Annotated in this window: 9 protein-coding genes and 1 pseudogene; 1 reads left to right on the top strand and 9 read right to left on the bottom strand. The window is 40.1% G+C overall.

From position 1 onward, the window contains the following. Nucleotides 1–3 precede the first annotated feature (3 nt). The gene (locus AHMF7605_RS22130) at nucleotides 4–1,626 is read left to right on the top strand and encodes a tetratricopeptide repeat protein (protein ID WP_106932172.1); all 1,623 of its coding nucleotides are present in this window, start codon (nucleotides 4–6) and stop codon (nucleotides 1,624–1,626) included. 55 nt (nucleotides 1,627–1,681) lie between these two features. On the opposite strand, the pseudogene AHMF7605_RS22125 reads toward AHMF7605_RS22130, so the two are convergent. The 9 genes and pseudogenes from AHMF7605_RS22125 to AHMF7605_RS22085 form a co-directional block, all read right to left on the bottom strand. Next, nucleotides 1,682–2,721, bottom strand: a pseudogene (locus AHMF7605_RS22125) (RluA family pseudouridine synthase). Nucleotides 2,722–2,898: 177 nt separating this feature from the next. After that, nucleotides 2,899–3,537, bottom strand: coding sequence for an OmpH family outer membrane protein (locus tag AHMF7605_RS22120; RefSeq protein WP_106932171.1), 639 nt, complete (start codon nucleotides 3,535–3,537; stop codon nucleotides 2,899–2,901). Between the two features lie 25 nt (nucleotides 3,538–3,562). Then, complete coding sequence (locus AHMF7605_RS22115; RefSeq protein WP_106932170.1) at nucleotides 3,563–4,267, bottom strand: OmpH family outer membrane protein; 705 nt, start codon at nucleotides 4,265–4,267, stop codon at nucleotides 3,563–3,565. Between the two features lie 131 nt (nucleotides 4,268–4,398). Continuing rightward, on the bottom strand, nucleotides 4,399–6,885 hold the full coding sequence (bamA, locus tag AHMF7605_RS22110; protein ID WP_106932169.1) for an outer membrane protein assembly factor BamA: 2,487 nt from the start codon (nucleotides 6,883–6,885) through the stop codon (nucleotides 4,399–4,401). Then, nucleotides 6,885–7,640, bottom strand: coding sequence for an isoprenyl transferase (locus tag AHMF7605_RS22105; protein ID WP_106932168.1), 756 nt, complete (start codon nucleotides 7,638–7,640; stop codon nucleotides 6,885–6,887). Before AHMF7605_RS22105 ends, bamA begins: the two co-directional genes overlap by 1 nt. A gap of 277 nt (nucleotides 7,641–7,917) precedes the next feature. Further along, nucleotides 7,918–8,673: a type IX secretion system protein PorG gene (gene porG, locus AHMF7605_RS22100; RefSeq protein WP_106932167.1), complete on the bottom strand. Its 756-nt coding sequence runs from the start codon at nucleotides 8,671–8,673 to the stop codon at nucleotides 7,918–7,920. A 40-nt stretch (nucleotides 8,674–8,713) separates the two neighbouring features. Continuing rightward, complete coding sequence (locus tag AHMF7605_RS22095) at nucleotides 8,714–9,742, bottom strand: DUF6089 family protein (protein ID WP_146153649.1); 1,029 nt, start codon at nucleotides 9,740–9,742, stop codon at nucleotides 8,714–8,716. 122 nt (nucleotides 9,743–9,864) lie between these two features. Then, nucleotides 9,865–10,746 carry an NAD kinase gene (locus AHMF7605_RS22090; RefSeq protein WP_106932165.1) on the bottom strand — a complete coding sequence of 294 codons (882 nt, stop codon included), beginning with the start codon at nucleotides 10,744–10,746 and terminating at the stop codon, nucleotides 9,865–9,867. Between the two features lie 7 nt (nucleotides 10,747–10,753). Beyond that, complete coding sequence (locus AHMF7605_RS22085; protein ID WP_106932164.1) at nucleotides 10,754–12,199, bottom strand: BamA/TamA family outer membrane protein; 1,446 nt, start codon at nucleotides 12,197–12,199, stop codon at nucleotides 10,754–10,756. Nucleotides 12,200–12,202: the final 3 nt, after the last annotated feature.

Genomic DNA, 12,202 nt, shown 5'->3' with positions numbered 1-12,202 from the left:
ACCATGATCAAAAACTGGAAGTATATTCTGGCGATTTCTGCTTCTTTTATTACATCAGCTGCTTTTGCGCAATCCGTGCAAGATGTACAGCGTTTGGTAGAAGTAGAACGTTATAAAGAAGCAAAAGCAACCTTACTTCGCCTAAATACATCAAATCCTAATGAGGAAGTAAGTTACAACTTAGGAGATTTATATCTAAAAGAAGGAAAAATTGACTCCGCCAACGTCATATTTACGCAAGCCTTGGCAAAAGACGATAAATCTGCTAGAAGTATGGTGGGCTTAGGCAAAGTTGCTTTAATGAAAGGCAATACTGCTGAAGCGGAGCGTCAGTTTGAAGCAGCTATTAAGCGAACAAAAGGCAAAGACGCCAGCATTTTTAAATTAATTGGCCAAGCCTACGCTGATTCTGATGTAAAAGATATTACCAAAGCCCTCGGATACATCAACGAAGCCAACAAAAACACTAAAAACAACGATGCAGAGGCTCATATCATTTTGGGTGATATTCATTTAAAGAACCCAAATGGTGGTGGTGAGGCAATGACTGCTTATGATAGGGCCATTCAAATTGATCCTAATAATGCGAAAGCTTACCTGAAAAAAGGTCAGTTATATGTTCGCTCTAAGAACTATAACGAAGCTCAGGCAGCTTTTGAGAAAGTTATTGCTCTAAATCCAAATTATGCTCCTGCTTATCGCGATTTAGGTGAAATGAATTACTTCGTAGGTAAATACGATAGAGCTGTTGAGAACTTTAAGAAATATCGCTCAATGGCCGAAAATTCAGTAGATACCCAAATTAAATATGCGTCATTCTTGTTCTTAACGGAAGACTATGCCGGTACGCTAGCCGAAGCTCAACAAGTGCTGCAGCAAGATCCTAATAATTTAGTAATGAACCGTTTATTAGCATATTCTCTGTACAAAACCAATAAGGTTCCGGAAGCCTTACAGGCGATGGAAAATTATTTCAAAATAGCGCAAGCAGATCCAACCAAGATTATAGCTTCTGATTATGCGTATTACGGTCGTATGTTAGCAGATACTGGTAAAACTACTGAAGCAACAGCAAACCTGGAGAAAGCTCTTGCCATGGATCCTGAGAATTTAGATGTGCAAAACGAGGCAGCAGCAGCTTATGTAAAAGCTAAGCAATACGATAAAGCTATTGCGATGTACAAAACTAAAATTGCCGCTAAACCTAGTTTAGTAGATAATTTTAAATTAGCAGAAGTGTATGCAGCTGCGGAAAAATTTGATACAGCTGATTCTTTATACGCCGGTATTATACAAGCTAGGCCAGAATACGCGACGGCTTATTTGCGCCGGGCTCAAATAGCTGAAGCGAAAGATAAAGGACAAACGGGAGCCGCAAAAACAGCTTACGAAGAGTACATTAAAGTGGCTAATCAGGATCCAACAAAAGCGGCTTCTAATAAGCAAGGTTTGTTTATCGCTAATTACTATTTAGGCTTCCAGGCCTATAAAGCCAAAGATTTAGCTACTGCCAAAACCTACTGGACAGCCGCAAAAAGCTTAGATCCAACTAACAAAGATGTAGATGTTGCTTTAAAAAATATTGCAGCCGCCCAAAAAAGACCAACCGCATCTAAAAGGAAATAAATAAAGCCTTTAGATAATAAATAAAAAGCCTGCTCTTCTTGTTAGAGCAGGCTTTTTATTTATTATCTAAAAATTTCTGCCACCTATCCAACACAATTGTAAAATCATTGGGCAAATCGGAATCAAACTGCATTATTTTTTTCGTAGTTGGATGGCGGAATCCAAGTGATTTGGCGTGAAGAGCCTGACGGGGCATAAGATTTAAGGTATTTTCTATAAAAGTTTTGAAAGAACCTGTTTTTTGTCCGTATAATTGTTTATCGCCCCCATAAGTAGAATCACCAAATAAAGGATGACCAATATACTTAAAGTGAGCCCGAATCTGGTGAGTGCGGCCCGTCTCTAAATTACACTTCACTAATGTTACGTACTCAAACGATTGTAGTACCTTGTAATGAGTAACAGCTGGTTTACCTTGTTCACCATTCGGGTATACAGCCATAATTTTACGGTCCTTTAAACTACGTCCAATATGTCCCGAATGGTTCCTGTTGGTTCTTTCGGTACGCCCCATATTAAGGCATAGTAGGTGCGTTCAATAGAATGATCAAAAAATTGGCGAGCTAAATAGCTCATGGCATACTCCGTTTTGGCTATTACAAGCAGACCAGAAGTATCTTTATCAATTCGATGAACTAAACCTGGCCGGCCTTCGCCGTTACGGCCCGTGGGCAAATTCTGCAAATGATACGTTAAAGCATTTACCAGGGTTCCTGTCCAGTTACTGTAAGCAGGATGTACTACCATACCCGCTTCTTTATTAACTAGTAAGAGTTCCTCATCTTCATAAATAATATTAAGGGGAATATTTTCGGGTACAATATCTGTATCACGCGGAGGATCAGGCAAGGTAACCGTTATTACATCGTTGGGCTTTATTTTATAACTTACCTTGGCTGATTCGTTATTAACCCGGATGGACTTTGAACGAATAGCATTTTGCAATTTATTACGCGTTACATTGGGCAAGCGATCCATTAGAAATTTATCTAATCGTAATAGAGCTTGTCCTTTATCCACCACTATCCGGACGTGCTCGTACAGATCGTCAGATTCTAACAAGTTTTCCTCAAACAACTGATTTTCCTGCAACATTAGATTAGCAATTTTTACTAGTAAATTCTGGTAATAACTTATTTGTAAATCAACTTACAAAAGACAAAGCAATATCAAAATGCTGTTGATAAACGCGACCTTACTTAATTGTAACTACTACTAATTAAAAAAGCCGGTGTAAACCTTACACCGGCTTTTAAAAAGAAATTTATATCCTTATTTGTTTTTCTTTCCGGTAGCAGGAGCAATTGCTTTACCAGGTAAAGTATTGCTGGCTGCTGGAGCTTGTACCGCCGGAGCTGGCGCACCTTTAGCAGGAGGAGTAATACCCATTTGTTTTAAAACTAAATCAGAAATATTACCATCTTCGGGAGCATGCAATAAAATAGCAGCAGTTCCGGCACCCGCATCAGAGTTAAATACATAGGTATAACCATTACTTTTTGCTACATCATCAATCGCTTTCTGCATCTTTTTATAAGCTGGCTCTAATAAAGTTTGTTGCTTTTTCTGTAAAGATAATTCAGCGTTGCGTTGAAACTCTTCAATAGAAGAGCGCAGGTTCATGAGTTCTTTTTCTTTATCCTTCCGGATAACGTCCGTCATGGTAGCGGCCCCTTTCTGGTAGGTTTCTCCCTTAGATTCAAATTCTTTAACTTTACTTTGCAGCTGAGTTTCTAATTGCGCACTATATGTTTTTAAATCTGATTCAATTTGTTTACTCTCCGGCATTAAGCTTAATACATAATCTACGTTAGTATAGCCAATTTTGGGAGTAGTTGATTGCGCATAAGACGCAAAGTGCACGGTTACAAATAATAAAGAAGTAGCAATAAAAATTTTTACTTTGTTCATTTTAATCAATTAATTGGTTTACTTTTTACTTTTTCTTTGGTTGAGTTTTAGCAGGGGTTTTACTACCCGCTGCTTTACGAGCTGCCGGAGCTTGTCTTTGAGTAGTAGCACCCTCATCGGAAGTTCCCACCTCATCGCCTTCCTGCGATTGAACCTGGCTACCCGGGGTATCTACATTCGTTGTATTAGGCCGAGTTCCGGCCGTGTTCTTATCGGGCGACGCTAAACCTAATTCTTCTAATACGTATTCGGTATAATCATGAACCGGATTGGTATATAACATAACCAACTCACCGGATTTATCAAAAACAATTTGCAACTGGCGTTTTTTAGCTACTTTCTCAATAGCATCGTAAACTTCATCTTGCACTGGTTTAATTAACTCTTGACGCTTCTTGAATACAGTACCCTCAAAACCGAAAATTTTCTTTTGGTATTCCTTAACTTCTTTTTCTTTCTCTACAATTTCATTCTGCCGCTTCTTTTTCATTTCCTCCGTTAACAATACCTCCTCTGCTTGATAAGCTTTATACATCTTATCAATATTTTGGTACATTCCTTCAATATCTTTCTGCCAATTAGCCGATAATTTATCGATTTCTTTTTGAGCCGAGTTGTAAGCGGGCATTTTACTTAAAATAAACTCTGAATCTACGTAACCAAACTTCTGAGCATAAGAAGCTTTGGTTAAAAGAAGGAGTAAGATAACAATAAACAAATATTTTTTCATTTTTAAATTAAGTAGATTCTTTAATATTTTGCCTTAAAGGTTAAATCAAACTTGACAAAGTACTGTATTTTATAGTAAACACAGATAAAATTATTAAAATTTCGTACCATAAATATTTTATTATAAATAGCTTATCTAATTTGCTGACCTATAATAAAGTGGAACATACCACCTGGTTTGGTGTTAGGTACATTAGGAGCAGCAGGCACTCTATCAAAGCCCCAGCCATAGTCAAAGCCTAGCAAACCAAAAGCGGCCATAAAAATACGGGCTCCTACCCCAGCTGAACGGTAAAGCTTAAATGGATTGTACTGCTGAAGCGAACCAAAATTATTACCTGCTTCGGCAAATCCTAACACATACACCGTTGCCTGCGGATTAGGCGATACTAAGTAACGCAATTCGGTAACAAATTTATTGTAAGCAACCCCTCCTTGACTAGATGGACTAATGGATTCGTCTTCGTACCCACGTAAGCCGATATACTCCGTACCTACTAAGATATTACCACCGCCTAAACCGGAACCACCTAACTTAAAGCGTTCTACAGGTCCAACTTGCTGATTTTTTCCGTAACTACCCAGGAATCCAAAGTGAGCCCGGGTATTTAATACTAATTTTCCTTTGCGCGTTAAGGCAGTAAAGAACGAAGCATCAAACATCCATTTATTGAATTCTATCCATTTCATAGCATCCCGATTTTCATCAAAGAGTGAATATGGTGGAGTTAAATTTAAACTTAAACTCAGGGTTGAACCACTTCTCGGAAAAGTAAGCTGATCGACACTGCTTCGGGATAAAGTATTGATAAACGAAATACTATTTAATGTTCCAGATTGATAATTAGTGCCGAAAATAGGATAGTTTTTTGTTATATACTGATTATAGGACAGCGAGTGGGATAAACTGAAGTAATTATCGGGCCAGCTTAAACGACGGCCTAAGCTAACAGAACCACCATTGATTCGGATACCTTGTACTTCTTCGCCGTTACTGATGGTGCGCGATACCGTCCGGTTTATACCTACACTAAACGAGTTCCGCTTACGGCCACCTAACCACGGCTCGGTAAATGATAATGAGTAAGATTGATAACGCAAACCATTGGCTTGGATATTCAATGCTAATCGTTGACCATCGCCACCTGGTATGGGGCGCCAATTGCGCGGATCACCGGCTTTTTTAAGGGAGAAATTGTTTAATACTAGACCTACCGTACCCACAATTCCATATGGTCCACCCCAGCCACCGGATAAAGTAATTTGATCGCTCGGCTTTTCCGTTACAGTATACTTAATATCTACCGTACCATCTTCCTGATTAGGAATCGGGTTCATGCCAATTTGTTCGGGGTCAAAATACCCGAGCGTAGCAATTTCGCGTTGTGAGCGTATCAAATCAGAACGACTAAATTTCTGACCTGGAATGGTATACAATTCGCGTAAAATTACGTGATCGCTGGTTTTGGTATTACCAGCAACGGTAACTTCTTTAATTCGTGCTTGGGCACCTTCTCGCACGCGCATTTCAATATCAATAGAGTCGCCTTCTACCAATACTTCCACTGGGTCAATCTGGAAGAACAAATAACCATCGTCCATGTAAAGCGACGACACATCGCTGCCATTCGGATTGTATTGCAAGCGCTTGTTTAATTCTTCTTTATTGTAAACATCGCCTTTTTTAATGCCTAGTACACTGCCCAATTGTTTGGCATCGTAAATATAATTACCCGTCCAGGTGATATCGCGGAAAAAATATTTACGGCCTTCGTCTACATTAATCTTAATGGCTAGTTTGCCATTTGGCCGCATGTAAACCGAGTCGGATACAATAGTGGCATCCCGAAAACCTTGCGCATTATAGAAATCAATCACACTGGTTTTATCTGTTTCGTACAAGGCACGATTAAATTTTGAAGCTGTAAAGAGTTTATAAGGGCGTTTCTCTTTGGTTTTCTTCATCTTGCGGCGCAGCTTTTTATCTGAAATAGCTTTATTGCCTTCAAAAGCAATTTCTTCTATTTTCACTTTGTTGCCTTTATCCACCGCAATATTTAATACAACACTATTTGGCAGCACGGAATCAGGTTTTTGAAACACATTCACTTTAGCGTTCATATACCCTTTATCTACAAAGTAATTACGAACCGTATTTTTGGTAGTACTTACCAAAGCATCGGTTACTACTTTGCCTCGAATTAACTTTATTTTATCACGTAAAGCATCCGCCTGCCCTTTTTTAACACCTGAGAAATCAAAGCGGGATAAACGAGGCCGCTCGGTCAGAAAGAAATCTAAGAATACTTGGTCGCCCTCGATTTTGGTAATAGATACCTCCACGTTACCCAAAATACCTTGATCCCATAGTTTATGAATAGCTTTGCTCAAATCCTCACCGGGGAGCTTTATACGGTCGCCTACGCGTAAACCGGTAATAGAAATAAGAGTATTAGGGTCCAAGAATTTAGCTCCACTTACTGTTACCGCACCAATACGGTATTCTTTCGGATTATTGTAATCCAATTCTACACCGGTACCTTGGGTTCCTATATTTACTTGAGCGGATGCAACGGTTGTTAATAAAACAAACAAAAACAACCAGAAATATTTAATCATTAAGTAATACTTTTATTAGTTAATTGTTCACTTGTTTTACCAAAGCGGCGTTCCCGGCTCTGGAAAGACAAGATAGCTTCGTATAAATGTTGTTTCCGGAAATCAGGCCAGAGTAAGTTGGTAATATAAATTTCGGTATAAGCCAGTTGCCAAAGCAAAAAATTACTAATCCGCATTTCGCCGCTGGTTCGAATAAGTAATTCCGGATCGGGCATTCCTGCCGTAGCCACATGTTCTGAAATAAGCTGTTCGTTAATATCTGCCGGCTGCAGTTCACCAGCAACCACTAAAGCACTTATCTGCCGCATAGCTTGGGTTAAATCCCAACGTCCGCTGTAACTAAGCGCAACATTTAATGTCATGCGGGTATTATCGGCGGTTAGTTCCATTGCTTCCAGCAGTTCCCGACGGCATGTTTTAGGCAAGCTATCTGTATCCCCGATAGTTTGTAACCGAATATTATTTTTATTTAAGGTAGCTGTTTCCTTCCGGATGGTTGAAACCAGCAACTCCATTAATGCGTTTACTTCATATTGCGGTCTCGACCAGTTCTCGGTAGAAAAAGCGTAAAGGGTTAAATAAGGAATTCCCAACTCCGCTGATCCTTCTACTGTATCCCGCACCGCAGAAATAGCATTTTGATGCCCGAATATGCGGGCTCCTCCCTTTTGTTTTGCCCATCGTCCATTGCCATCCATAATAACGGCAACGTGTTTTGGTAAATTGTTTAAATCAATTTTTTCCTGAAGATTCATTCAACCCAAATTTCCGCGCAAGTTACAAAAACCCTGGCAATTATGCGTTATGAATCTGCAATAATTGATTATTTCCTTCCGGATCAAGCTTCATGGTAAATGCTTGAAAGCAATTGATTTCCAGCGAATATAGTTCCATTTAAGTCTTATTCTACCAGGTAAGACAAACATTTACTTATTAAAATTTCCGTTTTTTACCAGCAAGCATAAAGATTTCTGCCCTGCCTTTATTTAGATGGATAGCTTGTTGAAAAGGTTGCCTGGTTACGTAATTATTTTAATGTTTAGCCGCTTTACCTTTCGTAGCTGGTGGGCAAAGGAGTTTGTAAAAAGTATAAGAAATACTGAGGCCATTATAAAAGTACCAATCATTATCGTAAGGATCGGTAAGGGTGAGCTCCTGGATGGGAAGTTCCGGGTAGTCCTGCGTTTGTAGGTAATCCAGGCGATCTCCATTTTTAGCGAGAGTTTTACGTGCCCCTACTTCCAAACCTAAATTCCAGTTATAGGAAAGAGCATATTTAAAGCCAATGCCCGTAGGAATAGAAAGTACGGTAGCACTCTCCGCGGGCTTGGTGTATTTATTTGCTAATACTACTTTATTGTTAAAGCGGGCAGCGGCAAAACTAATAAAGTAGTAAGGTGTCCAACGGGTACGCCGCTTCTGATCATAGTAATCCAGAAAGTTATATTCTAAGCCCGCTGCTAGTTCAACCAAGTTAGTCTTAAAGTCGGCTTGCCGAAAAGTGTTTACGGGTAATTTAGCGTCTTCGTCTTTAGCCCGCAACATGCCACCCATCAGGCTGGCTTTTAAAGTAACGGGCTTAGAGATATCTTTTTTGTAAAATAAAACGATACCCGGACGATTATTCTGGAAACGGTAATTAGGGGCAACTTCCCCTTTGTAAACTAACCCTCCAATACCACCGCCAACTTCACTGGTGTTTTGGGCAAGTAACTCATTGGCAAAAAAAAGACTCCTTATTGGCCATAAGCCAATAAGGAGTGTAGTGCGTACACTGCGCTTGAACATGTAATATTTTAGAAAAGTAAAGTAGAATTACCTCATTTTACTATCTGGGTTTAGGACACTTAATAGGATGCGGAATAATATAATACAGGGCAATACCCGTAGTTATATACCAGTCTTTATCGCTTATGTCGCCGCGTTGATCTCCTTTCAGACCAAAGCCGCTAATATGTTGGTAACCATAGTTATCGGTTAATACCGGGGTAAAACCCGAGTCAGCACTTCTATCCGACAATAAGGCAGCAGTGCGGCCTTTTGCAGCGGTCAGATCTCCTTTGTCGGCGTAATTACTGCTTATGTCATCAATGTAATCGGTAAAAGTTTTACGCCAGCAAATTTCAAAACCTATATCCAGGTTTGCATCAATTTTATACTTTGCCCCAATGCCTAACGGAATAGCTAATTGAATTAAGCGGTAGGGTTTCGGATAGCCTTTACTCTCCCGATCCTCGGCGTACTGACCTTCGGTACCCAAGGGTTGTAGCTCATAAAAACCGGCCTCCATGCCTTCCCCATCAAAATAAGCTTTCGGGTTATGTTTGAAAACACCAATGCCTATAAAACCATAAGGCATAAAATTAGGGCGGCGGCGATAAGGAAAGCTGTTCTCGAATAATTCGAAAATAGCGACACCATTTAACTCTAAAATATTGTTCCGGAAGTTTAAATTACGTTGAAAACGAGGAATGTTATCTTCTTCGTTTTCGGAAGCACTTTTCTTATCATCGCCGTAAATACGCCCCCACGACAAGCTACCCCGGGCCGAAATGCGAGGCGTGAACTTATAAGTGTAAGTGGCACCAAAATTTAATCGGGTAGAGAGTAAACGAAGACTTGTAATATTCGCATCAGGAGCTGTTTCACCCAAGTAATTCATGGCATTTATGTTCAGCCCAATAGTACCATAACGTCTTGCTTTTGACCACGGCTGACCATAAGCATCGGAAACCCGAATATCGGTACCAATTTTTCTATAACGCCTTTTTTTAAGCCAATTCTGACCATGAGCAGTATCAACCGTGAACGACAATAAACCAATAATTATAACAACCGTGGCGCTAATATTTTTCATTTTCACTTCCTTCACAAGTATACTAATTGCAGAGAGCAGTACTTCGCTAATAATACCCAAGCTGCTCAAAATTAAGAATTAAATATAGAATTAAAAATATTTTCTATCGTACGCCTCCGTCTTTATAAATCGTTCCGTTTATCAAACCCCCAGTTTAACTTGGTACGGAGGGTAGTTAGAAAATTTGTTCCTGTTACCTTAACCAACCGAGCATTAAAACGTTCTCGTTTTACCGCAATTTTAATGGAAGCATCTACAGGCTTTGAACGGGAATCGAGCGAAACCAGAAAATTATTACTACGCCCTTCAATTTCAAACGACAGAACACATTGGTCAGATACGACTAATGGCCGAACATTTAAATTATGTGGACATACGGGCGAAATAACAAAATTGTTGGTTTGGGGCAAAACTACTGGCCCCCCGCAACTCAACGAGTAACCCGTTGAACCCGTTGGTGTTGCCACTATCAGCCCATCGGCCCAATACGAGTTCAGATATTCGCCATCGATGTAGGTATGCACCACAATCATGGTAGAAGTATCTGTTTTTAAAATAGAGAACTCATTCAGACCAAAGTTAATACCGTCAAATATTTCCTGATCGGTTTCGGCCCGAATTAAAGACCGTTCGTCTATCGTATATTCCCCTTTATACAAAGCATCAATGGCCTGAGCTGTTTGGTTAAACGGTACGTTCGCCAGAAAGCCTAAACGCCCGGTATTAATCCCTAAAATCGGTATTTGTTTGTCTCCTACATAGGTAATAGTATCTAACAAAGTGCCGTCTCCGCCAATACTCAGGACAAACTCTACTCCTAGTAACGGATCGCCTCGCCGAAAAGTATTTACATTTGGCGGCAATTGAATATGATTTTGCAAGTAAATCTTAAAGTACTCAACAATTATTATTTCCGTTTGGCGTCCAGCCAAATCATGGAAAAGTTCCTGAATATACGGCAGCAGCGCTTCCTTAAAAGGCTTCCCGAGAATGGCTATTTTCATGCAAGATCTAAAATGGAATGCCGGTTGTTATAAAAAATCCTGTTTGCCCGGTTTTGGTTAAAGTATACTCCAAAGTAACAACTTTATCGTAATACGTAACAAGGTGTAATCCAATTCCTGCGGACATTAGCAAACGATTGGCAAAACTATTTTCCGCAGCATAAAATTCATCCCGGGCATAGCCGGCATCCGTAAAGGCATTTACATATATTGCCAGTGGAATACGATTAAACTTTGGACTTTTAATAAAATCGAGTACAATTTCGCGTTGTGGCAATAGAGTACGGGATAAGCCTTGCTTAAACAGGCCAAACTGCTGGCCACCTACTACATACAACTGGTAACCCCGCACTACCACCGAACCGAAACCCAAGACTTGGTTATCAGCGTAGGCTAAACGACGGCTTAGAGTGCTTTTTCCTTCCAGGCTAATGCTGTAGAAAAGATTTCGGGTTAATGACAGATACCGGCTGTACCTTAATCGCAACGATGTACTGGCATTGCCACTTTTGTTACCGTAAAAACGTTGAGAAAAAGCTACTTGAAAAAAACTTCCGGAAAGTGGATACGAAAAAGTGTTCCGGTAATTACGGGTATGAACTAAATTAATTTCTACAAACTGTCGTTTTTGCCTGCTTAAAAAGTAAGATAGATTTAAATTAAAAGCATCCTCCGAAATTTGCTGCCAGTTATACGCCAGAGAAAGGGTAGTTTGTCTTTGCACATCTGGTCGGTACAGCAAGCCCGCCGACACGTACATTCTTTGGATAGGATACTCATTATTCTGCCTTAAAGTAACTGGTTGGTTAAACTGAGTAGTATAATCGAGAGCGTGGCTGCGATAAAGCGAAGCACCAAACGTAGCTCCTAATTTAGAACGGTTAGCCGCCGGTTTAATGTAAAATAATTCGTATTTTCGGTTAAACCCATGCTGTACATTCATCCGGATAGTTTCGTTTAAGCCCCGAAAATTTCTGACCAGCAGATGTACGCCATAATCAATCCGGCGCCAGTCATGGTGGTAAAGCCAGGCATTAAAATTACGGTCGGCGAGCGAAAAAATAGGGACTGGCCAAACATACCAGCGTTCCTGCAAAGCAAAAATAAGATTTAACTTCCCATTTTCGCATAAGGCAATATAACGTACCCAATGAAAAAGCTGCAAGTTATACAACCGGAGTTGGTTGGCAGCCAAGCGCTTCCGTAAATCGGCGGAGTTTAGCTGCTCTCCTTCTTTTAAATCGAGCTCAGCTCGTAGAATTTTTTCTTGCGTAATTTTATTGCCTTCAAATTGAATGCTGCTAATCCGTATTTGCCCGGAATCGGTGGGGCAACCCAGGATATTTTGTGCCGAATCTATAGCAAAATTATTTGCCGGACTAACAGTTGTTTGCGCGGCAGCCGTAAATTGAAAGATAAAAAGGAAAAGCAGAAATAACGGAAACCGCCGCACGGA

Origin of the sequence: Adhaeribacter arboris (assembly GCF_003023845.1) — a bacterium.
GTDB lineage: Bacteria > Bacteroidota > Bacteroidia > Cytophagales > Hymenobacteraceae > Adhaeribacter > Adhaeribacter arboris.
The sequence above is the reverse complement of the archived record's forward strand: the minus strand, read 5'-3'. Positions and strand labels throughout refer to the sequence as shown.

Bases quoted from the DNA above. Each gene is read 5' to 3' on its own strand.
- AHMF7605_RS22120 (WP_106932171.1), bottom strand. From the start codon at position 3,537: ATGAACAAAGTAAAAATTTTTATTGCTACTTCTTTATTATTTGTAACC.
- porG (WP_106932167.1), bottom strand. From the start codon at position 8,673: ATGTTCAAGCGCAGTGTACGCACTACACTCCTTATTGGCTTATGGCCA.
- AHMF7605_RS22105 (WP_106932168.1), bottom strand. From the start codon at position 7,640: ATGAATCTTCAGGAAAAAATTGATTTAAACAATTTACCAAAACACGTT.
- AHMF7605_RS22130 (WP_106932172.1), top strand. From the start codon at position 4: ATGATCAAAAACTGGAAGTATATTCTGGCGATTTCTGCTTCTTTTATT.
- AHMF7605_RS22090 (WP_106932165.1), bottom strand. From the start codon at position 10,746: ATGAAAATAGCCATTCTCGGGAAGCCTTTTAAGGAAGCGCTGCTGCCG.
- AHMF7605_RS22095 (WP_146153649.1), bottom strand. From the start codon at position 9,742: ATGAAAAATATTAGCGCCACGGTTGTTATAATTATTGGTTTATTGTCG.
- bamA (WP_106932169.1), bottom strand. From the start codon at position 6,885: ATGATTAAATATTTCTGGTTGTTTTTGTTTGTTTTATTAACAACCGTT.
- AHMF7605_RS22115 (WP_106932170.1), bottom strand. From the start codon at position 4,267: ATGAAAAAATATTTGTTTATTGTTATCTTACTCCTTCTTTTAACCAAA.